The sequence below is a fragment of the Streptomyces sp. NPDC058525 genome (assembly GCF_042719495.1).
In the GTDB taxonomy this organism is placed as follows: Bacteria; Actinomycetota; Actinomycetes; order Streptomycetales; family Streptomycetaceae; genus Streptomyces.
This window is the reverse complement of sequence record NZ_JBHXNP010000041.1, coordinates 48,802-70,809: the sequence shown is the minus strand read 5'-3', so window position 1 is coordinate 70,809 and position 22,008 is coordinate 48,802. Positions and strand designations below refer to the sequence as shown.

The 22,008-nt window shown below is 71.9% G+C and carries 20 protein-coding genes; 13 read left to right on the top strand and 7 right to left on the bottom strand.

Translation table 11 applies throughout. The annotated features are described in order from the left end of the window. Positions 1 to 82: 82 nt before the first annotated feature. Positions 83 to 268: a helix-turn-helix domain-containing protein gene (locus ACFWP3_RS20375; RefSeq protein ID WP_384222863.1), complete on the bottom strand. Its 186-nt coding sequence runs from the start codon at positions 266 to 268 to the stop codon at positions 83 to 85. 209 nt (positions 269 to 477) lie between these two features. On the opposite strand from ACFWP3_RS20375, the gene ACFWP3_RS20370 reads away from it, so the two are divergent. The 3 genes from ACFWP3_RS20370 to ACFWP3_RS20360 all read left to right on the top strand — a co-directional run bounded on the left by ACFWP3_RS20370 (position 478) and on the right by ACFWP3_RS20360 (position 2,259). Continuing rightward, positions 478 to 660 carry a hypothetical protein gene (locus tag ACFWP3_RS20370; protein WP_384222861.1) on the top strand — a complete coding sequence of 61 codons (183 nt, stop codon included), beginning with the start codon at positions 478 to 480 and terminating at the stop codon, positions 658 to 660. After that, the gene (locus tag ACFWP3_RS20365; RefSeq protein WP_384222858.1) at positions 653 to 862 is read left to right on the top strand and encodes a hypothetical protein; all 210 of its coding nucleotides are present in this window, start codon (positions 653 to 655) and stop codon (positions 860 to 862) included. Before ACFWP3_RS20370 ends, ACFWP3_RS20365 begins: the two co-directional genes overlap by 8 nt. 215 nt (positions 863 to 1,077) lie before the next feature. Further along, the gene (locus ACFWP3_RS20360; RefSeq protein ID WP_384222855.1) at positions 1,078 to 2,259 is read left to right on the top strand and encodes a methyltransferase; all 1,182 of its coding nucleotides are present in this window, start codon (positions 1,078 to 1,080) and stop codon (positions 2,257 to 2,259) included. 554 nt (positions 2,260 to 2,813) lie between these two features. On the opposite strand, the gene ACFWP3_RS20355 is transcribed toward ACFWP3_RS20360, so the two are convergent. After that, positions 2,814 to 3,752, bottom strand: coding sequence for a Ppx/GppA family phosphatase (locus ACFWP3_RS20355; RefSeq protein WP_384222852.1), 939 nt, complete (start codon positions 3,750 to 3,752; stop codon positions 2,814 to 2,816). Positions 3,753 to 3,815: 63 nt separating this feature from the next. On the opposite strand from ACFWP3_RS20355, the gene ACFWP3_RS20350 reads away from it, so the two are divergent. Then, entirely contained in the window at positions 3,816 to 4,700 is an 885-nt protein-coding gene (locus tag ACFWP3_RS20350) for a hypothetical protein (protein ID WP_384222849.1), read from the top strand. 1 nt (position 4,701) lies between these two features. Here ACFWP3_RS20350 and ACFWP3_RS20345 read toward each other — a convergent pair whose 3' ends face one another. After that, positions 4,702 to 6,429, bottom strand: coding sequence for a hypothetical protein (locus ACFWP3_RS20345; protein WP_384222847.1), 1,728 nt, complete (start codon positions 6,427 to 6,429; stop codon positions 4,702 to 4,704). 147 nt (positions 6,430 to 6,576) lie between these two features. Between ACFWP3_RS20345 and radA the strand changes: the two genes are divergently transcribed. After that, positions 6,577 to 7,989 (top strand): DNA repair protein RadA, encoded by a 1,413-nt coding sequence (gene radA, locus ACFWP3_RS20340; RefSeq protein ID WP_069920773.1) that lies wholly within the window; start codon positions 6,577 to 6,579, stop codon positions 7,987 to 7,989. A 161-nt stretch (positions 7,990 to 8,150) separates the two neighbouring features. Beyond that, complete coding sequence (gene disA, locus ACFWP3_RS20335) at positions 8,151 to 9,275, top strand: DNA integrity scanning diadenylate cyclase DisA (RefSeq protein WP_384222844.1); 1,125 nt, start codon at positions 8,151 to 8,153, stop codon at positions 9,273 to 9,275. 84 nt (positions 9,276 to 9,359) lie between these two features. Here the strand turns inward: disA and ACFWP3_RS20330 are convergent, their stop codons facing one another. Next, positions 9,360 to 10,433: a S1C family serine protease gene (locus ACFWP3_RS20330; RefSeq protein WP_384222841.1), complete on the bottom strand. Its 1,074-nt coding sequence runs from the start codon at positions 10,431 to 10,433 to the stop codon at positions 9,360 to 9,362. A 196-nt stretch (positions 10,434 to 10,629) separates the two neighbouring features. Next, complete coding sequence (locus ACFWP3_RS20325; RefSeq protein ID WP_384222838.1) at positions 10,630 to 11,430, bottom strand: hypothetical protein; 801 nt, start codon at positions 11,428 to 11,430, stop codon at positions 10,630 to 10,632. A 159-nt stretch (positions 11,431 to 11,589) separates the two neighbouring features. Between ACFWP3_RS20325 and ACFWP3_RS20320 the strand changes: the two genes are divergently transcribed. The 7 genes from ACFWP3_RS20320 (at position 11,590) to ACFWP3_RS20290 (ending at position 18,045) form a co-directional block, all read left to right on the top strand. Continuing rightward, positions 11,590 to 12,198, top strand: coding sequence for a phosphatase PAP2 family protein (locus ACFWP3_RS20320; RefSeq protein WP_384222835.1), 609 nt, complete (start codon positions 11,590 to 11,592; stop codon positions 12,196 to 12,198). A gap of 29 nt (positions 12,199 to 12,227) precedes the next feature. Continuing rightward, positions 12,228 to 13,160 (top strand): A/G-specific adenine glycosylase, encoded by a 933-nt coding sequence (locus tag ACFWP3_RS20315; RefSeq protein WP_384222833.1) that lies wholly within the window; start codon positions 12,228 to 12,230, stop codon positions 13,158 to 13,160. Positions 13,161 to 13,444: 284 nt separating this feature from the next. Continuing rightward, positions 13,445 to 14,005 carry a SigE family RNA polymerase sigma factor gene (locus ACFWP3_RS20310; protein ID WP_319727094.1) on the top strand — a complete coding sequence of 187 codons (561 nt, stop codon included), beginning with the start codon at positions 13,445 to 13,447 and terminating at the stop codon, positions 14,003 to 14,005. After that, positions 13,993 to 14,673, top strand: coding sequence for a hypothetical protein (locus tag ACFWP3_RS20305; RefSeq protein WP_384222830.1), 681 nt, complete (start codon positions 13,993 to 13,995; stop codon positions 14,671 to 14,673). Before ACFWP3_RS20310 ends, ACFWP3_RS20305 begins: the two co-directional genes overlap by 13 nt. Before the next feature lie 52 nt (positions 14,674 to 14,725). Further along, positions 14,726 to 15,439, top strand: a complete 714-nt coding sequence (cseB, locus tag ACFWP3_RS20300; RefSeq protein WP_384222827.1) for a two-component system response regulator CseB — start codon at positions 14,726 to 14,728, stop codon at positions 15,437 to 15,439. After that, positions 15,436 to 16,752, top strand: coding sequence for a two-component system sensor histidine kinase CseC (gene cseC / locus ACFWP3_RS20295; RefSeq protein WP_384222825.1), 1,317 nt, complete (start codon positions 15,436 to 15,438; stop codon positions 16,750 to 16,752). Before cseB ends, cseC begins: the two co-directional genes overlap by 4 nt. A 72-nt stretch (positions 16,753 to 16,824) precedes the next feature. Continuing rightward, entirely contained in the window at positions 16,825 to 18,045 is a 1,221-nt protein-coding gene (locus ACFWP3_RS20290; RefSeq protein WP_384222822.1) for a LamG-like jellyroll fold domain-containing protein, read from the top strand. Between the two features lie 34 nt (positions 18,046 to 18,079). On the opposite strand, the gene ACFWP3_RS20285 is transcribed toward ACFWP3_RS20290, so the two are convergent. Together ACFWP3_RS20285 and ACFWP3_RS20280 are read right to left on the bottom strand one after the other, a co-directional pair. Beyond that, complete coding sequence (locus ACFWP3_RS20285) at positions 18,080 to 18,724, bottom strand: M23 family metallopeptidase (RefSeq protein WP_384222866.1); 645 nt, start codon at positions 18,722 to 18,724, stop codon at positions 18,080 to 18,082. A gap of 400 nt (positions 18,725 to 19,124) precedes the next feature. Then, entirely contained in the window at positions 19,125 to 21,650 is a 2,526-nt protein-coding gene (locus ACFWP3_RS20280; RefSeq protein WP_384222819.1) for an ATP-dependent Clp protease ATP-binding subunit, read from the bottom strand. Positions 21,651 to 22,008: the final 358 nt, after the last annotated feature.

Genomic DNA, 22,008 nt, shown 5'->3' with positions numbered 1-22,008 from the left:
CAGCCATCTGGCACAACCGGGCCAACGGAACAGCCATCACCCGATCGCTGATCGCCTACGACCACTGACCAGGACTTCGGACTTACTCGTCTAGGAGATCCACCGCTCGCATGTTCGCAAGCGGCCGTCGGCCCGACTCCCAGCCCTGCACCGTGGCCAGGTCGACGCCGAGGGTCTCGGCCATCGCCGCCTGCGTACGGGGGATCGACTCCCGAGCCGTGCGCAGCACAAATCCCGTGATCGTGCCGGTGACTGGTCTTGCAGCCATCTGTGCGCTCCCCCGGTGCGGCCTCTGCCGTAACACGTACCCACAGTCAGTCCTACCGCACGCAGCGCGACCGTAGCTTCATCTCGCGGGATCGCGCGGACGCGAACCAGCGGCCGTGGTTGACGCCGCTGCCCTGGCAGCCAGCCCTATCGGTCAGCGAGCACTGATCGAGGGCAGTTACCCGCCCACCAAGGACGGTAGGAGTGGTCATGACCAACCGAATCATCCACAGCTGCGCCCGTGGCGTGCGTGGCATCGACATCCCGGACGGCCCGTGGCCCAGGCCGGAGGCCGTGCCCGAGCCCAGCCAAGATCTCCTCGACCGCGCGCTCGTCGGCTGGGAACGCTTCCTCCACGCCGCACACCAGGGGGCGGAGCCGTGGGATGACTGAGCGGTACGAGTACGTGGCCCATCGGCTGCTGCGCCGCCGTGTGCGCGATGTCGCGTCCGGGGTCGAGGGCGAGCTGATGGCCGTGATCAACGAGAACGTATCGGATTCCGCCCGCGAGCACTGGATGGAGTTGGCCTACATCCGGGGCGCTTGCGGCCGGGAATTTTCAACCGCCGTCGACAACATCGAGCCCGCGCGCTGACCGTCGCCGCCGTCGAGCCCTCTGACCCCCGCTCAGAACGAGGGCGGGCACCCTGCACCACCGCTACGAGTTGAGGAGAAGAAGCCCATGGGCAAGCACAGGTCACCGATCGGCGATGACGGGCACCAACCGAATCGGCCGGTCCCTCCGCCGCCACCCCCGCCCCCACCCCCACCGCCGCCCCCACCGAACAGGTAGGCAGAGAGGTAGAAACGATGGGGATCGAGAGTCTCCTGGCCGACATCACCGCCACACTGGGACGGCCGCCGGCCGAGCCCTGGCCGGCCATCGTGGCCGCCACTCCCCGCGCTGCGTTCCTGCCGGATCTCGTCTGGGTTCGCGACGACAACGGCGGGTACCAGCCGCTCGACCGGGCATCAGAGCCAGAGGCCTGGGCGGCTGTCGTCCACAGCGATGAGCCACTCGTCACCAGGTTCACGATCCTCGGAGACGCCCGGGTACCGCTGTCGTCTGCCTCCGCGCCAAGCACGGTGGTACGCCTGCTGGAAGCGGCACAGCTGACCTCGGGCAGCCGCGTGCTGGAGATCGGGACCGGCACGGGCTTCAACACGGCTCTGCTGTGCGCCCGCTGTGCCTCTGGCTCTGTGGTGTCGCTGGACAACGTGGCCGAGCTCTCGGTCCTCGCGCGCCGGTCCCTGCGCGCCATCGGCCACCGGCCCACCGTGGTCACGGCCGATGGCACGGAGGGCTGGCCCGACCTTGCGCCGTACAGCCACATCCTGGCCACGTGCTCCGTACGCTACGTGCCGATCCGCTGGCTGGAACAGACGGAGCCCGGCGGTCGCATCATCACCCCGTGGGACAGCGCTTGGGTCTGCTACGGGACACTCGCCCTCACCAAACAGGCCGACGGCAGTGCCGTCGGCCGGTTCGGAGCCCACGGCTCTTACATGCTGATCTCCACACAGCGCGTCGTGGCGGCCTTGGACGACGTACGCACCCTCGGACGGGCCGCCGACCTGAGCACCACCCGCCTGTCGCCGTGGGCCGTGGCCGGGGACGACCTCGACGCCCAGTTCCATCTCGGGCTGAGTGTGCGTGGCGTATGGCATTCCTGGGACACCTCCGGCGAGCACGCGCCCGTACGGCTGTGGATCGCCGGCACCGACGAGGACAGTTGGGCCTACGTCGACTGGGACGGCAACCAAGCCGAGACCTTCGCCACCGGGCAGTTCGGGCCGCGACGCCTGTGGGACGAGATCGCGGGCGCCCACGCCTGGTGGTCGGCGGCCGGCCGCCCGGATGCCGGGAGGTACGGCATGACGATCACATCCGACGGGCGCCATACGGCCTGGCTTGACGCCCCGACGACGACCGTGCCCCTTGTCGGCACCCCGGCCCCGACACCCCGGCCCCAGACGGGCCGCGGGCGCTGACGTCGAAGGTAGAGCGATCTGACGCGCCCCCGCTCCCGATGGGCTTCTGGACGCTGCCTGGTACGGGTAGAGCCGTGCCCGCGCCCCCACCGCTGACCAGGCTCGATGATGGGGCTCGGCTGGCCCGGGGAAACGGGGAGCCGGTCACTGATGACCTTCTTCGGCTCTCGTCCCCCGTGACCGTCCTTTTGGGGGTTTCCCGGCTGTCCTCGATTTTCCGGGTCGGGCCGGTCGGTCAAGGGTGGCCGAAGGCCATCGCGAAGCGACGCGACCGAAGGGAGCGCCCTTGAGGGACCGGCCCGACCCGGAAGACGATGGGACTGACGGGAAACCCCAGACCCTCCTCGATCCGGATTGAGGGGCTTCCGCCCCCCGAAGCCCCGCCGCGCAGCCGATGGGGCTGACGGGAATCCGCCGGCCCCGGCTCCGCTCGGCGGGACGGCCCGGGCAGGCCGCGCCGCCGAGGGGGCGGGTGGGCAACCACCGCTCGGGCCCGGCACGGAGAGGGGGGGCGAAAACAGGGATCCGCCGCGGCACCGCTCCCGCGGCTCCCCTCAGCCGTTGCCCGTCGGCAGGTGGTCCAGCCGGCGCAGGATGACGCCCTCGCGCAGCGCCCACGGGCAGATCTCGAGCTCCTCGACGCCGAAGAGGTCCATCGCGCCCTCGGCGACCAGCGCTCCCGCCAGCAGCTGGTTCGCGCGGCCCTCCGAGACGCCGGGCAGGGCCGCCCGCTGGGCCGTGGTCATCGCGGCCAGCCGCGGAACCCACTCCTCCAGCGACTTGCGGGTCAGGTCCCGCTGAATGTAGAGGCCGTCCGCCGAGCGGGCCGCGCCCGCGATGCGGGCCAGCTGCTTGAAGGTCTTCGAGGTGGCCACGACGTGGTCGGGGGTCCCGAAGCGGCTGAACTCCCCCACCGACCGCGCGATCTCGGCCCGTACGTGCCGGCGCAGGGCCCGGATGTCCGGGGCGTCCGGCGGGTCGCCCGGCAGCCAGCCGGCCGTGAGGCGGCCCGCGCCCAGCGGGAGGGAGACGGCCGCGTCCGGGTCCTCGTCGATGCCGTACGCGATCTCCAGCGAGCCGCCGCCGATGTCGAGGACCAGCAGCTTCCCGGCCGACCAGCCGAACCAGCGGCGCGCGGCCAGGAAGGTCAGCCGGGCCTCGTCGTCACCGCTCAGGACGGGCAGGTCGACACCGGTCTCGGCCCTGACCCGCGCCAGCACCTCGTCCGCGTTCGTGGCCTCGCGCACGGCGCTGGTCGCGAACGGCAGGACGTCCTCGCACCCCTTGTCCTCGGCGGCCTGCACCGCGTCGGCGATCACCGAGACGAGACGCTCGACGCCCTCGGGAGTGACGGCGCCGGCCTCGTCGAGGAGCTCCGCCAGCCGCATTTCCACCTTGTGCGAGTGCGCCGGCTGCGGGCGCGCGCCGGGGTGCGCGTCCACCACCAGCAGATGGACCGTGTTCGAACCCACATCAAGGACACCGAGTCTCATAGGGGGAAACGCTACTGCGGCGAACGCGTAGGGGTTGCGTAAGGGGCGCTTAGGCTTGGGTTTGTGCCAAATACGAAGAAGGCCAACAAGACCAAGTCCGGCAACAAGGCGGGAAACGCCGGAAAGGCCGGAACCGCCGGAAGCAAGGCCTCCAAGGCCTCCAAGGCCTCCAAGGCCAAGGGCGCCGCGGCGGCCTCCGACGAGAAGGGCCTCGACTTCCCCCGGGCCTGGGTGGAGTTCCCCGATCCCGCCGACGAGGAGCAGGTCTTCCGCTGTGACCTGACCTGGCTCACCTCCCGCTGGACGTGCATCTTCGGCAGCGGCTGCCAGGGCATCCAGGCGGGCCGGGCGGACGACGGCTGCTGCACGCTCGGCGCGCACTTCTCCGACGAGGACGACGAGAAGCGCGTCGCCCGGCACGTGGCCCGGCTGACCCCGGAGCTGTGGCAGTTCCACGACGTGGGCAGCGAGACCGGCTGGACGCAGGCCGACGAGGACGGGGAGAAGCAGACCCGCCGCTGGGACGGCGCGTGCATCTTCCTGAACCGGCCCGGGTTCCCGGCCGGGGCCGGCTGCTCGCTGCACATCCTGGCCGTGAAGGAGGGCCGGGAGCCGCTGGAGACCAAGCCCGACGTCTGCTGGCAGCTGCCGATCCGCCGTACGTACGACTGGATCGAACGGCCCGACGACACCCGTGTGCTCCAGGTGACGATCGGCGAGTACGACCGGCGCGGCTGGGGCCCGGGCGGGCACGACCTGCACTGGTGGTGCACGTCGGCGACCTCGGCGCACGGCGCCGGGGAGCCGGTGTACGTGTCGTACCGGCCCGAGCTGACCGAGCTGATGGGCAAGGAGGCGTACGAGGAGCTGGTGAAGCTGTGCGAGGCGCGGCTCGCCTCGCTGCTGCCGATGGCCCCGCACCCGGCCGACCCGGAGCTCCCGGCCTAGGTCAGCTCGACGAGGCCGACGGGTCGGGGTCGGGGGAAACCGTTCCTCCTGACGTCGGCGTGGCCGTCGGCGTCTCGGTGGGCGTGGGGGTCGGGGTCGGCGTGGGCGTCGGGGTGGGGTCGGGGCTCGGCGGCGGGGTCGGGGTGGGCGTCGGGGCCGGGGTCGAGGGCGGCTCCGGGGTCGGCGCCGGGCGGCCGCGGCCCTGGATGGAGACGACCGCACCGGCCGGATCCACCCCGACCCGGGCCGACCAGCCGCCCACGGGCTGGGCCTCGGTGTCGACGGTGATCCGCAGGGTGACCGATTCTCCGGGCGCCAGCGTGCCCGCGGTCCGGCTCGCGCGCAGCCAGGGCGCGTCGGACCAGAGCCGCCAGTCGACCGGGCCGCCGCCGGACGCAGTGAGGGTGAGCAGCGTGGTGGAGCCGTGGGAGGACGCGGCCACGGCGAGCCGGCCGGGGGCGCCGGGCCGGTCGGCCGCGGGCGGGGGCCCGGTGCTGATCACCTCGACGGAGACGTCGGGCTCGGCGCTGCCCGGGGCGAAGGCGGCGCCGCCGGTGGTGGACGAGGTGTTCCCGGCGTTCTCGTAGGCGGTCAGCGGGCGGCCGCTGACGTACGGCGGCAGCGGGAGGTCGGTCTCGCTCGCGGAGATGCGGGTGGCGGCGTCGCCCACGGGTTCGGCGGTGTCCGGCGCGCCGCGGTACGCCGCCCACAGCGCGATGACCGGCGCCGCGACGACGGTGGCGACCACGGTGGTGGTCACCGCCCGGGCCCGCATCCGGTCGCGGCGGGCCGCACGGTCCTTGGGGTCCATCGGGAAGCCGGTGCGGTCGAAGCGCGGGGCGGGCCGCCGCCCCCGGCCGCCGGTGCGCAGCATCGCCGCGTGGACGGCGGTGCGGGGCGCGGGGACCAGCGGGAGGGCGGCCGTGCCGATGCCGCCGGAGCCGGGCCAGGGCGCTCCGGCGCCCACGCGTTCGGCGACGCGGCGGCAGCGCGGACAGTCGTCGACGTGGCGTACGAGCTCGGCGCGCAGGGTGGTGGACAGCAGGACCTGCCCGTCGCCGGTGAGCCGGGAGACGCTGGGGCAGTTGCCGGTCTCCACGACGGCGAGGGCGGTACGGGTGCGCTCGACCTCGCAGGCTGCGCCCGACAGCAGCTCCCGGGCGGCGGCCGGGGGCGTGCCGAGGACGGCGGCCAGTTCGGTGACGCCGAGGCGGTGGCGGACGGCCAGCTCCAGGGCCTCGCGCTGCTCGGGCGTGGTCCCGGCGGCCTCCGGCCAGGCGAGCCGGGCCAGCTCGGTACGGCGGTACGCGCTCACGTCAAGCGTCCGGCGGGCCCCGCCGGACGGGTCGCCCTCCGTGCCCTCGCCCGGCGCACTGCCGGGATTCGTGCGCTCCGGCGCGCGCCGGGCGCAATGCGCTCCCTGCCGTGCGCGCCGCTGCTCCGCCAGCCGGTGCAGGCAGCCCCAGCGCGCCAGGGCGTAGAGCCAGGCCCGCCGGTCGCCTTCGTCGGGGCAGCGGCCCGGATGCCGCTCGGCCACGGCGAGCACGTCGCCCAGCACGTCGGTGGCGGTGTCGTGGTCGCACAGGACCGACAGGCAGTACGTGAACAGGCCGTCCAGGTAGGGCTCGTGCCGGAAGGGCGGCGGCTGCTCCCCCTCGAGGAGCGTGCGCCCGTGCGCCCGGTGTGCGCCGGAGCGTGACGAGGAGTGTGCCTGGCTGCTGCTGTTCACTCGGCGACCGTAGGCGGCGCGCCGGGGGACCTCCGGAAGCCTTCCCAGGATTTAGCCCTTACGGGTGAACAGATCGGTGAAGTACTGACGGTGCGGTTGCCGGCCGCGCGGTCGGCGCTGTCGGTGCCGGCGGCTACCGTGTGCGGCATGGCTGCCCGCACTGCTCGTTCATCCGCCAAGGACCGGCCGTCCTACCGCTGCACCGAGTGCGGCTGGACGACCGCGAAGTGGCTCGGGCGGTGTCCCGAATGCCAGGCGTGGGGGACCGTCGAGGAGATGGGCGCGCCCGCCGTGCGGACCACCGCCGCGGGCCGGGTGTCGACCGCGGCCGTGCCGATCGCGCAGGTCGACGGCCGGACGGCGACCGCGCGCAGCACCGGCGTGGACGAGCTGGACCGGGTCCTCGGCGGCGGGCTCGTGCCCGGCGCCGTGGTGCTGCTCGCCGGCGAGCCCGGCGTCGGCAAGTCGACGCTGCTGCTGGACGTCGCGGCCAAGGCCTCCAACGGCGACCACCGCACCCTGTACGTCACGGGCGAGGAGTCGGCGAGCCAGGTCCGGCTGCGAGCCGACCGCATCAACGCGCTGAGCGACCACCTGTACCTGGCGGCCGAGACCGACCTCTCGGCCGTACTGGGGCACCTGGACGCGGTGAAGCCCTCCCTCCTGATCCTCGACTCCGTCCAGACCGTCGCCTCCCCCGAGATCGACGGCGCGCCCGGCGGCATGGCACAGGTCCGCGAGGTCGCCGGGGCCCTGATCCGCGCCTCCAAGGAGCGCGGGATGTCCACCCTGCTCGTCGGCCACGTGACCAAGGACGGGGCGATCGCCGGACCCCGCCTCCTGGAGCACCTGGTCGACGTGGTGCTGAGCTTCGAGGGCGACCGGCACGCCCGGCTGCGGCTGGTGCGCGGCGTCAAGAACCGGTACGGGGCCACCGACGAGGTGGGCTGCTTCGAGCTGCACGACGAGGGGATCACCGGGCTCGCCGACCCGAGCGGGCTGTTCCTGACCCGGCGCGCCGAGGCGGTCCCCGGGACCTGCCTGACGGTGACTCTGGAGGGCAAGCGCCCGCTGGTCGCCGAGGTGCAGGCGCTGACCGTGGACTCGCAGATCCCCTCCCCCCGGCGCACCACGTCGGGCCTGGAGACCTCGCGCGTCTCGATGATGCTGGCGGTGCTGGAGCAGCGCGGCCGGATCACCGCGCTGGGCAAGCGCGACATCTACAGCGCCACCGTGGGCGGGGTGAAGCTGACCGAGCCCGCCGCCGACCTGGCGATCGCCCTGGCCCTGGCCTCGGCCGCCAGCGACGTCCCGCTCCCGAAGAACCTCGTGGCCATCGGGGAGGTCGGCCTGGCCGGCGAGGTGCGCCGGGTGACCGGAGTGCAGCGGCGCCTCGCCGAGGCGCACCGGCTCGGGTTCACGCACGCCCTGGTCCCGTCGGATCCGGGCAAGGTCCCGGCCGGGATGAAGGTGACCGAGGTCGCCGACATGGGCGACGCGCTACGGGTCCTGCCGCGCGGCCGCTCCCGTACGCCGGCCAAGGAGCGGGACGGCTCCTAGAGAGCCCGTCCGGGCGGGCCCTGGCTGGTCAGAGGGCCCGTACGGGTCCCCGCGGGGACCTCCTGGCCAAGCCACGGCCGGGCCGCAGCGCACGCCGGTAGACTTCGGGATGGTCCGCCCGGCCGTACGCAGGCGGCGCAACCCGCGACCCGAGGAGTGCAGTGGCAGCCAAGGACGGGGCAGCAGCATCCGGAAAGTCGGGCGCGAGCTCCAAGCAGGAGGCCATGATGCGCGCCTCGCTGAGCGCGGTCGCACCTGGTCAGCCGCTGCGTGACGGCCTGGAACGGATCGTGCGCGGCAACACCGGCGGGCTCATCGTCCTCGGCATGGACAAGACGGTCGAAGCGATGTGCACGGGCGGCTTCGTGCTGGACGTGGAGTTCACGGCGACCCGGCTGCGCGAGCTGTGCAAGCTCGACGGCGCGCTCATCCTCGACAAGGACATCACCAAGATCCTGCGGGCCGGCGTGCAGCTGGTGCCGGACGCGTCGATCCACACGGAGGAGACGGGCACCCGGCACCGGACCGCAGACCGCGTCTCCAAGCAGTGCGGCTTCCCCGTCGTCTCGGTGTCGCAGTCGATGCGGCTCATCGCGCTGTACGTGGACGGGGAGCGGCGGGTCCTGGAGGAGTCCGGGGCGATCCTGTCGCGGGCGAACCAGGCGCTGGCCACGCTGGAGCGGTACAAGCTGCGGCTCGACGAGGTCGCGGGCACGCTGTCGGCACTGGAGATCGAGGACCTGGTCACGGTCCGTGACGTGACCGCGGTCGCGCAGCGGCTGGAAATGGTCCGCCGGATCGCGACCGAGATCGCCGAGTACGTCGTCGAACTGGGTACGGACGGGCGGCTGCTGTCGCTTCAGCTGGACGAGCTGACGGTCGGGATCGAGCAGGAGCGGGAGCTGGTGATCCGCGACTACGTGCCGGAGCCGACGGCGAAGCGTTCCCGCACGGTGGAGGAGGCGCTGCCGGCCCTGGACGCGCTGACGCACCCGGAGCTGCTGGAGCTGGGGATCGTGGCGAAGGCGCTGGGCTACACCGGCTCGCCGGAGACCCTGGACTCGGCGGTCTCGCCGCGCGGGTACCGGCTGCTGGCGAAGGTGCCCCGCCTGCCGGGAGCCATCATCGAACGGCTCGTGGAGCACTTCGGGGGCCTGCAGAAGCTGCTCGCGGCGAGCGTGGACGACCTGCAGACGGTGGACGGAGTGGGCGAGGCCCGCGCGCGCAGCGTCCGCGAGGGCCTGTCCCGCCTGGCCGAGTCCTCGATCCTCGAGCGGTACGTCTAGGTCCGCGCACCAGGTCCGCACCAGGTCCGCGCGCCAGGTCCCGAGCACCAAGTCCCGAGCGGTACGTCCCGGGACGGCACACGCCTAGGACTTCTTGCCTCCGAGGACGACCTCGGCGGTCCAGGCTTCGCCCGGCTTGCCGCCGGTGCTGGTCAGCGTGCCCGTGTAGACGCCGTCCACGCTGAGCTTCTCGCTGGCCCCCGCCGACTGGAGGACGTCGCACACGTCGGCCACGGAGGTCACGGGCTCGCCCTTGACCATGTTGATGACGTCGCCGGCTCCCACGTTGGCCTTGGCGGCCGGGGACTGCGGACTGACGCTCAGGGCGATCACGCCGTCGATGCCCTGCTTCTGGAAGGCCTGGAAGGCCTTGCTGTCCGCGGGGCCGATCTCCTCGAAGGTGGCAGGGAGGCTCGGGTCCGACATGTCGAGCAGCCACCAGCCGGGGTCGTTCTTGTTGTCGCCCGCGGCCAGCGCGGCGAGCTTGGGTTCCGCGTGGTCGCTGCTGATCGCGTAGAACTGCCCCGACACGCCTTCCTCGGAGTAGCCGAGGGTGTTGATCCCGACGACGTCTCCCTTGGCGTTGAGCAGCGGCCCGCCCGAGCTGCCCGGGTTGACGGTCGCGGAGTGCTGGATCAGGGAGGGGTAGCGCGGGAGGGACGTGAGGGGGGTGGTGCCCACCTCGGGCGTCTGCACGGCGCCGGAGGTGAAGGCGACGTTCTGGGTGGCGTCGGTCTCCCCCAGCGAGGCCGGGTAGCCGAGTGCCATGACGGTGTCTGCCGTCCCCACGTCACTGCTCTTGCCGAACTTCAGCTCTTTCAGGTCCTCCCGGGGGGAGGAGAACTTGAGTACCGCGAGGTCCTCGCAGGGGTCGATGCCGAGCACGCGCACGGGGACCGGCGGCCCGTCGCCGATGACCGCCTTCAGGGCGACCTCTCCCTGGATGACGTGCGCGTTGGTGACGATGAGGCCCTCGTCCGCGTCGTAGACGAAGCCGGTGCCGGCGCCGTACTTCCCGATCACGTGCACCGTGGCCGGAGCGGCCTTCTCGTAGACCTGTTTGGGCGAAGGATCGTCCGCCCATGCCGTCGCGGGGCTCCAGGCGGTGATGACCGCGGCCAGGACGCCGACAGCCACACCCGTGACTCTCGCACTCATAAGGTCCCCTTCGACTGGGGCGGCCAGGCCCCGCCCCCTGGGGCCACTGCCGGCCGGGAACGATCGCTGTGATTTCAGCGTAGTCCCGCGGAGCCGAGCTGTCCTGGAGGGGAGGTCCGGCCCCCGGCGGAGCGGACGGCCGGTCCTTTCCCCGTCCTGTTTCAGGACGAATCTCAGTCCTGTTTCAGGACGAATCTCAGTCCTGTTTCAGGACGAACGAGGTCCGGGCCACCGGCATGCCGGGCGACTTGACCTCGACCACGTACGTGTCCGGGCCCGCGGCCCCCGCCGGAGGTGCCTGGCACTGGTCGGCGGCGCTGAACTTGCGGTCCCATTCGAGCGACTGCTTCGTCTCCCCCTGGGCGGGGAGGCGGTAGAACGCGCTGCCGGGCCCCGTCGGGCAGTCCGCCGAGGACCACACGGCCTTGCCGCTGGTCGCCTGAAGGATGGTCAGGACGGCCTGCTTCGGGCCGAGATCGACCTTGCAGGTGGTGCCGGCAATATTGCGGGCGACGAGTTCGAGGCGGGGCTTCTCGTTCGCCTCGTACTCGTTCTTCACGCTCTTGACCTCCCACTGCAGCGCCGTCGGCGCGCACGTGGGCAGGGCGGGGTCCGCCGGGACCGGGGCCCCGCCGCCGCCCGTGCCGGAGCCCGCGCCGGTCGCGCCGCCGGTGCCCGTACCGCTGCCCGGTTCGCCGTTCTTGCCCGTGCCGGCGGAGCCTCCGCCCTCGGATCCGGTGCCGCTGCCGCCCGACTCCGGCCGTCCGCCCGGGGCCTGACTGATCGCCGGCCCGGTGCCCGCCGGGCCGGGGGTGATCGAGGTGATGGGATCGGGGTGGTCCTGGCCCTTGCCGTTCGTACTCGACTTCCCCCCGCCGGAACTGACGGTCCATACGGCGAGGAGCGCGAGGAGCGCGACGACGGACGCCAGCACAGCCCTCCGTCGCCAGTAGATGGAGGAGGGGAGCGGCCCGACCGGATTGCGCAGAGATCCCACGGACGGAACTTTACGAGAGTCCGCGGCCCGATCGGCGCCCCCCATGCCGAGCCGCGGGTTTGTTCTGCGGATGATCATCCTGGAGGCGCATCCGGGGCACCGGGAATCGGCCAGGAGTCTGACGCCGGCACTCATCGCACTTAAGTACTGTCGGTGACCATGGACAGCACTGCCCTTTATCTTGAGATCACCGACTTCGCCCACTCCACACCCGGCTGGGTGCGGTCGGCGTTCGAGATATGGACGGAGTACGGGCTGCTGCTCTTCGGAGTGCTCTTCCTGGCCGTCTGGTGGCGCTCGCGCGCACGGGCCGGCTCCCGTCCGGTCACGCTCGCCGTCCTGGCCCCCGCCGCCACCGCGGCCGCCTATGTCGCCTCGGAGCTGGTGAAGTCCACCGTGGACGAGGAGCGGCCCTGCCGCGCCGTCGCCGGGGCCGCGGCCTCGCTCGTTCCCTGCCCGCCGACCGGCGACTGGTCCTTCCCCAGCAATCACGCGGCCATCGCGGGCGCCGCCGCGGTCGCGCTGGCCATGGCCGTACGCCGCCTCGTGCTGCTGGCCGTCCCGCTCGCCCTGCTGATGGCCTTCTCCCGCGTCTTCGTCGGCGTGCACTACCCGCACGACGTGGCGATGGGCCTGCTGCTGGGCGGTTCGCTGGCCGCCCTGTTCGTGCTGGCGCTCACGGGCCCGGCCGCCCGGATCATCGCCGCCATGCGGGCGAGCGGGGTACCGGCAGTTGTCTGGTTCACCGGCCCGGGCCCCGCAAGGTAGGGACGAAACGTGCCAGGATGCCGTCTGCCATGACTGCATCCCCCATCACCTCCTCCGAATCCCCCGACTCCCCCGAGTCCCCGGCCGTCTCCCACGCACTGCACTCCCCCGTCATCGCGTGGTTCGACGAGCACGCCCGCGACCTGCCCTGGCGCCGCCCCGAGGCCGGCCCCTGGGGCGTCATGGTCAGCGAGTTCATGCTCCAGCAGACCCCCGTCAGCCGCGTCCTGCCGGTGTACGAGCAGTGGCTCGCCCGGTGGCCCCGCCCCGCCGACCTGGCCGCCGAGGCCCCGGGCGAGGCCGTACGGGCGTGGGGGCGCCTCGGCTACCCGCGCCGGGCGCTGCGGCTGCACGGCGCGGCCGTGGCGATAACGGAGCGGCACGGGGGCGACGTACCGCGGGAGCACGCGCAGCTGCTCGCGCTGCCCGGCATCGGCGAGTACACCGCGGCCGCCGTGGCCTCCTTCGCGTACGGGCAGCGGCACGCCGTGCTCGACACCAACGTCCGGCGGGTCTTCGCGCGCACCTCCACCGGGGTGGAGTACCCCCCGAACGCGACCACCGCCGCCGAGCGCCGCCTCGCCCGGGCCCTGCTCCCGGCGGACGAGGACACCGCGGCCCGCTGGGCCGCGGCCTCGATGGAGCTCGGCGCGCTCGTCTGCACCGCCAAGAACCCCGGCTGCGCCCGCTGCCCGGTGGCCGGGCTGTGCGCGTGGCGCCTCGCCGGGAAGCCGGCGCACGAGGGGCCGCCGCGGCGGGGGCAGACGTACGCCGGGACCGACCGGCAGGTGCGGGGCCGGCTGCTCGCGGTGCTCCGGGAGGCGGTGGGAGCCGTTCCGCAGGCCGTGCTCGACACCGTCTGGGACGAGCCCGTGCAGCGCGCCCGGGCACTCGACGGGCTGGTCTCCGACGGGCTGGTGGAACCGCTCGAGGGCGGGATGTACCGGCTCCCGCAGAGCTGAGCCGAGCCGGCGCGGAGCCGTTTCGGAGCCGGTCCGCGGTCGGCCGCGGCTCGGCCCCGCAGTCGGCTCCGGGCCGGCTCCGGGCCGGCTCGCGGCCGAGTCGTATCCGACTCAACTATTCCGCTTCCAGCGCCGAAACCGCAGCTCACGGGCACTGTTACACAACCTATGGGTGTCCGTGCGTCCACCGAAGGCTGGCCCGCACAGGCCCGTGACAACCCCTCCGTAACTTCGGTTCCGCAAGGCAGCGGATGAGCGGTTGCACGGAACGGAGGCGGTCTGAGATGGCGCACGGCGAGGTACTCGAATTCGAGGAGTACGTACGCACCCGGCAGGACGCGCTGCTGCGCAGCGCCCGGCGCCTGGTCCCGGACCCCACCGACGCGCAGGACCTCCTGCAGACCGCGCTCGTCCGCACCTACGGCCGCTGGGACGGCATCGCCGACAAGTCCCTGGCCGACGCCTACCTCCGCCGCGTCATGATCAACACCCGTACCGAGTGGTGGCGCGCCCGCAAGCTCGAAGAGGTCCCCACCGAGCAGCTCCCCGACGCCTCCGTCGAGGACGGCTCCGACCAGCGCGCCGACCGGGCCCTGCTCATGGACATCCTCAAGGTGCTCGCGCCCAAGCAGCGCAGCGTGGTCGTGCTGCGACACTGGGAGCAGATGAGCACCGAGGAGACGGCCGCCGCGCTCGGCATGTCGGCGGGTACCGTGAAGAGCACGCTGCATCGCGCGCTGGCCCGCCTCCGGCAGGAGCTGGAGAGCCGGGACCTGGACATGCGCGCGCTGGAGCGCGGTGACCACACCATGCGGTACGAGGGGCGTGAGCGGTGCGCGGCCTGAATGGCCAAGGACTGACCGGCAGGAATTCGCTGGTCCTGGTGTCGGCGGGGACGATCGTCCTCGTCGGCACAGCCGTGTTCGCCGTCGGTTGCGCCACGGGCGGCACCGGCCTGCGCGACGGCGGCCCCGCACGGACGGACCCGGTGGCCAAGACCGCCCCCTCCGCATCCACCCCCGAGCCGACCGCGGCCGCCTCCGGCAAGCCGCTGAAGAAGGTCGACCCGGTGGCCCTGCTCAAGGCGGATCCCAAGGTCAGCGCCGAGGTGAAGCGGGACCTCAAGCCCTGCACGGGCAAGGAGTACCCCGTGGACGTGAGCTACGGGAAGGTCACCGGCAGCACCGTCGTCGACATCGTGGTCAACGTCCTGTCCTGCGCCGACGCGCTGGGGCGCGGTTCGTACGTGTACCGCGCGGACGGCGCGACGTACGAGAATGTCTTCTCGGACGAGCAGCCGCCCGTCTACGCGGAGATCGACCGGGGCGACCTGGTGGTCACCAAGCAGGTCTACGCGAAGAGCGACCCGCTCGCCTATCCGTCGGGCGAGGACGTGATCACGTACCGCTGGGACGGGGAGAAGTTCACCGAGCAGGACCGGGTGCACTCCGAGTACAGCAACGTGGTCGACAGCGGCAGCCAGCCCGCTCCGGCCGTGACCCAGAAGAACTGACCGCCGCCCGACCGAGTACCGAAGAACCGAAGAACCGAGGCGAGGCTCCCGCATGGCCGAGACCCATGTCCTGTTCGTGGAGGACGACGACGTCATCCGTGAGGCCACGACCCTGGCGCTGGAACGCGACGGGTTCGTGGTCACCGCCATGCCCGACGGCCTGTCCGGACTGGAGTCCTTCCGGGCGAACCGGCCCGACATCGCCCTCCTCGACGTGATGGTCCCCGGCATGGACGGCGTGAGCCTGTGCCGCCGCATCCGCGACGAGTCCACCGTCCCGGTGATCATGCTGTCGGCGCGCGCCGACTCCATCGACGTGGTGCTGGGCCTGGAGGCGGGGGCCGACGACTACGTCACCAAGCCCTTCGACGGCTCGGTGCTCGTCGCCCGCATCCGCGCGGTGCTGCGCCGCTTCGGCCACGCCGGCGGACCGCAGAACGGCGGCCAGGGCTCCCACGACGAGGACCAGGACGCGGAGCGCGGGGTGCTCTCCTTCGGAGACCTGGAGGTCGACACCGAGGGCATGGAGGTGCGCAAGGCGGGCGCGGCCGTGGCACTGACCCCGACCGAGATGCGGCTGCTGCTGGAGTTCTCCTCCGCACCGGGCACCGTACTGTCGCGCGACCGGCTGCTGGAACGGGTCTGGGACTACGACTGGGGCGGTGACACCCGGGTCGTGGACGTCCACGTCCAGCGGCTGCGCACCAAGATCGGACAGGACCGGATCGAGACGGTCCGGGGCTTCGGATACAAGCTCAAGGCATGAGACGGTTCACCCTCCGCACGGGGATCCGCTGGAAGATCACCATCGCCGTCGCCGCCGTGGGCGCCCTCACGGCCGTCGCGCTGAGCCTGGTGGTGCACAGCGCTGCCCGGGTGTCGATGCTGGAGAGCGCCCGCGACGTACAGCTGGACCGCGTGCAGTTCATCTCCCGCAACGCCGAGGCCGGGCGCAAGCCCCCCATGGGCGCCAAGCTCAACGACCCGGACCTGCCCGCCCCGCTGCGGGAGAAGGCGCGCTCCGGGCGGCGCGGCACCTACGTACAGGAGTCCGCGACGGGGGCGGCTCCCGAGGTGTGGGCGGCGGTGCCGCTCGAGAACGGGCAGGTGCTGTCGCTGCACACGCAGTTCCGGGAGAGCGCCAACATGGTGCGCGACCTGGACCAGGCGCTGGTCGTCGGCTCCCTGGCCGTGGTGGTCGGCGGCTCGGCGCTGGGCGTCCTCATCGGCGGCCAGATCTCCCGCCGGCTGCGCAAGGCCGCGGCGGCCGCGCAGCGGGTGGCGCACGGGGATCCCGAGGTACGGGTGCGGGACGCGGTCGGGGGCGTCGTACGGGACGAGACGGACGACCTCGCGCGGGCCGTGGACGCCATGGCCGACGCCCTCCAGCAGCGGCTGGAGGCCGAGCGGCGGGTGACCGCGGACATCGCGCACGAACTGCGGACCCCGGTGACGGGCCTGCTCACCGCGGCCGAACTGCTGCCTCCGGGCCGCCCGACCGAGCTCGTACGGGACCGTGCGCAGGCGATGCGCGCGCTGGTCGAGGACGTGCTGGAGGTGGCCCGGCTGGACAGCGCGTCCGAGCGGGCGGAGCTGCAGGACGTGGCGCTGGGCGAGTTCGTGAGCCGGCGGGTGACGGCGCTGATGCCGGAGGCGTCGGTACGGGTCGTCGCGGACGAGATCGTCAGCACCGACCCGCGGCGCCTGGAGCGGATCCTGGGAAACCTGCTGGCCAACGCCGCGCGGTACGGGCGTCCGCCGGTCCAGGTCGACGTGGAGGGCCGGGTCGTGCGGATCCGCGACCACGGGCCGGGCTTCCCGGAGGCGCTGCTGCGCGAGGGGCCGAGCCGGTTCCGCACCGGGTCGACGGATCGCGCGGGCGTCGGGCACGGGCTGGGTCTGACCATCGCGGAGGGGCAGGCGCGGGTGCTGGGCGCCCGGCTGACCTTCCGCAACGTGGCCGCCCCGGGCGGCTTCGACCGCGAGGGCCGGGCGGCGGGCGCCGTGGCGGTGCTGTGGCTGCCGGAGCACGCGCCGACGGCCACGGGCAGCTTCCCGGTGGTCAAGCCCCGGCAGTAGTCCGGTGGCGTGGAGGACCGGATCGGCACCGGGCCGTACGGCCGGGTAGGTCCGTGACTTAGCATCCGTGGAATGAGCGACGGCACGAATCCCCAGAGCAACCCGCAGCCCGAGCCCGCCCCGGGGAGCGGTGGCTACGGGTTCCCGCCGGGGCCCCCCGCCCAGGGCGGGTACGGCTTCCCGCCCGGGCCACCGCCCGCCCAGAGCGGCTACGGCTTCCCGCCCGGCCCGCCCGCGCAGGAGGGCGGCGGCTACGGCTACCCGCAGGCGGGCCCGCCGAACCCGTACCAGCCCGACGCGCACCAGCCGGACCCGTACCGGCAGGACGCCGGGGCGCAGCAGGCGCCGTGGTCGCCGGGACAGCCGGGCATACCGGGGCAGGGGCCGGGGCCGGGCGGTGACCAGCCGGACTGGGAGGCCATGGCCGACCGCTCCGCGGCAGAGCGGCGCAAGAAGCGGCTGTGGATGCTGGGCGGCGGCGTGACCGTACTGGCGCTGCTGGCCGGCGGCGGAACGTTCTTCCTGCTGGGCGGCGAGGAGGACCCGGAGGTCCCGACGGACGACCCCGCGGTCTCGGCGTCCGCCTCCCCGGGCGGCCCCTCGGGCTCGGCGGCACCGTACTCCCCCACCGTCGAGGGCGACGCGACGCTGCTGCGCGACAGCAACGGCAAGATCGGGATCCGGCTGGGCTCCGGCACGCAGATCGCCCCGGTGGGCAAGCGGTTCCAGATCGTCTCGAAGGGGACGTCGAAGTCCTACGCGCAGGCCTCCGAGGCGGCCGTGGACGTGACGAAGAGCTTCTCCGTCACGGCCCGCCTCTACAACTCGGCCGCCAAGGGCTCGCGGATCGCCGTGAGCCAGGGCGACGGCGAGTCGTTCTCGTTCGAGCTGGGCATCGACCAGGTGAACGGCAAGCAGGCCTGGATCTTCCGGGTGCAGACCGGGGACAAGGGCGCCGCGGCGACCACCCAGACCGTCGTCGCCGAGGGCCTCAACATGGTCAAGACGCCGACCACGGTGATCGGCGCCTACGACGCGGAGAAGAAGACGATCGCCCTCTACGTGGACGGCAAGAAGGCCGGCGAGGCCGCTGTGCCGGGCATCTGGCAGGCCCCCGGCCCGCTCCAGCTGGGCCGCTCGCGCCACCACGGGATCTGGTCCAGCGCGTGGCAGGGGGGCATGCACAACATCCGGATCTACGAGACGGCGTTCTCGCCCGAGCTGGCGGCCGCCTACAAGGAGGGCAAGATGCCCGCGGCGACGAAGCCCTCGCACTCCTGGCTGCTCTCTTAGGACCGGCCCTGGGCCGGTCCGGGACCCCGTCGGGTCAGATGGTGACGCCGACGGTGCGCAGGAAGGACACCGGGTTGACGGCCGAGCCGTAGTTCGGGGTGGTGCGGATCTCGAAGTGGAGGTGCGGGCCGCTGGAGTTGCCGGTGTTGCCGGACAGCGCGATCTGCTGGTCCACGGCGACCTTCTGGCCGATCTTGACCTGGATCTTCGAGAGGTGCGCGTACTGCGAGTACGTGTTGTTCGCGTGCTTGATCACGATGGCGTTGCCGTACGCGGGGCCGTCGCCGCCGCCGTTGGGGCCCGCCTTGACGACGGTGCCGGCGGCCACGGCGTCGACCGGGGTGCCGACCGGGACGGCGAAGTCCTGGCCGGAGTGCTTGCTGGACCACATGCTGCCGCCCTTGCCGAAGGTCGCGGACAGCGTGTACTTCTCGACCGGCTTGTCCCACAGGCCGCTCTTCGCGGCGGTGGCGGTCTTCGCCATCTCCGCGGTCTTCGCGGCGCCGGCGGCCTGGGCCGCGGCCTGCTCGGCGACCAGCTCGGCGGTCCCGGTGAGGGCGGTCTGCGTCGTGTCGGCGAAGGCGGCGGTCGTCCCGGCCCCAAGGGCCAGCGCCGCACCGAGAGCGGTTGCGCCGACGGCGATACGGGTACGGGTGGTGATGACGCGCTTCGCGGACATGAAGGAGACCTCCGGGGCCGGGGACAGGACGTGGTTCACGCCCGCCACGGGCATGAAGTGACCCGGCACGATCTGGCGTGTGCCGGGTGGGCTCATCCTTGGTAACCCGGGCCCCCGTACTTCCCCAAACCTCCCCATTACTACGCGAACTCGTAGACCTGGTGCGTGTGACGAACTCGTTTGACCAGGTCACCACTGGGTCACTGGTGGACAAATCGGGTGACTGGATCTACGAAACCTTCTAGTAGGTCCGATTTGCCCTGTGCGGCTTGTCACCGGCTCAGGACCTCCGCCCGGGCCCGTGCGGGTCCTTCGGCGGGCAACCGAAAGGGGCGGCCCTGGAACCTCTCGGTTCCGGGGCCGCCCCTTTTGTCCCGCTGTCGCTACCGCGCTTCGGCGGTCACGCGCCCTTCGACAGGTCCGGGCCGGAGCCCGTGGCCTCGATCGGGGGGAGGTCGGGCAGAGCCGACTTCTCCTCGCCGCGGAAGGTGAACTTGGCGTCCTCGCCCTCACCCTCCTTGCCGACGACCACGATGTGACCGGGACGCAGCTCGCCGAAGAGGATCTTCTCCGACAGGATGTCCTCGATCTCGCGCTGGATGGTCCGGCGCAGCGGCCGGGCACCCATGATCGGGTCGTAGCCGCGCTTGGCGAGCAGGAGCTTCGCGTCGCCGCTCAGCTCGATGCCCATGTCGCGGTCCTTCAGGCGCTCGTCCACCTTCGCGATCATCAGGTCGACGATCTGGACGATGTCTTCCTCGGTGAGCTGGTGGAAGACGACCGTGTCGTCGACGCGGTTGAGGAACTCGGGCCGGAAGTGCTGCTTGAGCTCTTCGTTGACCTTCGCCTTCATCCGCTCGTAGCCGGTCTTGGTGTCGCCCTGGGCCGCGAAGCCCAGGTTGAAGCCCTTCGAGATGTCCCGGGTACCCAGGTTGGTCGTCATGATGATGACCGTGTTCTTGAAGTCCACGACCCGGCCCTGGGAGTCGGTCAGACGACCGTCCTCCAGGATCTGGAGAAGGGAATTGAAGATATCCGGGTGGGCCTTCTCGACCTCGTCGAAGAGGACGACGGAGAACGGCTTGCGGCGCACCTTCTCGGTGAGCTGGCCGCCCTCTTCGTAGCCCACGTAGCCGGGGGGCGAACCGAAGAGACGGGAAACCGTGTGCTTCTCGCTGAACTCCGACATGTCGAGGGAGATCAGCGCGTCCTCGTCGCCGAAGAGGAATTCGGCGAGCGTCTTCGAGAGCTCGGTCTTACCGACACCGGACGGGCCGGCGAAGATGAACGAGCCACCCGGGCGCTTCGGGTCCTTCAGACCCGCACGGGTACGGCGGATCGCCTGCGAGAGCGCCTTGATGGCGTCCTTCTGGCCGATGACCCGGCGGTGGAGCTCGTCCTCCATGCGGAGCAGTCGCGAGGACTCCTCCTCGGTGAGCTTGAAGACGGGAATGCCGGTCGCGGTCGCGAGGACCTCGGCGATGAGCTCGCCGTCGACCTCGGCGACGACGTCCATGTCGCCGGCCTTCCATTCCTTCTCGCGCTTGGTCTTCGCCGCCAGCAGCTGCTTCTCCTTGTCACGGAGAGACGCCGCCTTCTCGAAGTCCTGGGAGTCGATGGCCGACTCCTTGTCGCGGCGCACGCCCGCGATCTTCTCGTCGAACTCGCGGAGGTCCGGCGGCGCGGTCATCCGGCGGATGCGCATCCTGGAGCCGGCCTCGTCGATCAGGTCGATCGCCTTGTCCGGGAGGAAGCGGTCCGAGATGTACCGGTCCGCCAGCGTCGCCGCCTGGACGAGGGCCTCGTCCGTGATGGAGACGCGGTGGTGGGCCTCGTAGCGGTCGCGCAGGCCCTTGAGGATCTCGATCGTGTGGGGGAGGGAAGGCTCCGCCACCTGGATCGGCTGGAAGCGGCGCTCGAGGGCCGCGTCCTTCTCGAGGTGCTTGCGGTACTCGTCGAGCGTCGTGGCACCGATGGTCTGGAGCTCACCACGGGCCAGCATGGGCTTGAGGATGCTCGCGGCGTCGATCGCGCCCTCGGCGGCGCCCGCACCCACGAGGGTGTGGAGCTCGTCGATGAACAGGATGATGTCGCCGCGGGTGCGGATCTCCTTGAGCACCTTCTTCAGGCGCTCCTCGAAGTCACCGCGGTAGCGGGAACCGGCGACCAGGGCGCCGAGGTCAAGCGTGTAGAGGTGCTTGTCCTTGAGGGTCTCGGGGACCTCGCCCTTGACGATCGCCTGCGCCAGGCCCTCGACGACGGCGGTCTTGCCGACGCCGGGCTCGCCGATGAGGACCGGGTTGTTCTTCGTACGGCGGGACAGCACCTGCATGACCCGCTCGATCTCCTTCTCGCGCCCGATGACCGGGTCGAGCTTGGATTCGCGGGCCGCCTGGGTGAGGTTGCGGCCGAACTGGTCCAGGACGAGCGAGGTCGAGGGCGTGCCCTCGGCCGGGCCGCCGGCCGTGGCCGACTCCTTGCCCCCGCCGGTGTAGCCGGAGAGCAGCTGGATGACCTGCTGCCGGACTCGGTTGAGATCGGCGCCCAGCTTCACGAGGACCTGGGCGGCGACGCCCTCGCCCTCGCGGATCAGGCCGAGCAGGATGTGCTCGGTGCCGATGTAGTTGTGGCCGAGCTGGAGGGCCTCTCGGAGCGAAAGCTCCAGGACCTTCTTCGCCCGCGGGGTGAAGGGGATGTGGCCGGACGGGGCCTGCTGCCCCTGACCGATGATCTCCTCAACCTGCTGGCGAACAGCCTCGAGCGAAATCCCGAGGCTCTCCAGGGCCTTAGCGGCGACACCCTCACCCTCGTGGATCAAGCCCAGGAGGATGTGCTCGGTGCCGATGTAGTTGTGGTTGAGCATCCGGGCTTCTTCCTGAGCCAGGACGACAACCCGCCGCGCGCGGTCGGTGAACCTCTCGAACATCGTTTATCGCTCCTCAGAGCGGTCGGGCAGTTCGGGGTCGGTCCCCGCCCTGTCCTTCCGCATGCTAGTCCCGCGGGGCGGGACAGCTCATTCCAACTGCCGACATCCCTCCGCGGCTCACCCCCGCATCAGCGGGGAAAACCGGCTTGCAGAGCCGACAACTGCTCCAACCCGATGGTGCGAGACGATGTTCCCGCAGGCCAGGCAGATACCCGTCATGCGTGTACGCCGATGGCGAACGGAAGCCCGTCAAATCAGCGTGTCGCCCCGATCCACTAGGAATGTCTTACCCGTAAGGACTGACACTCCATGCCGGTGGCACCGGTTCCCTCCGCTAAGGGCGAACAAGGTTCCGTCC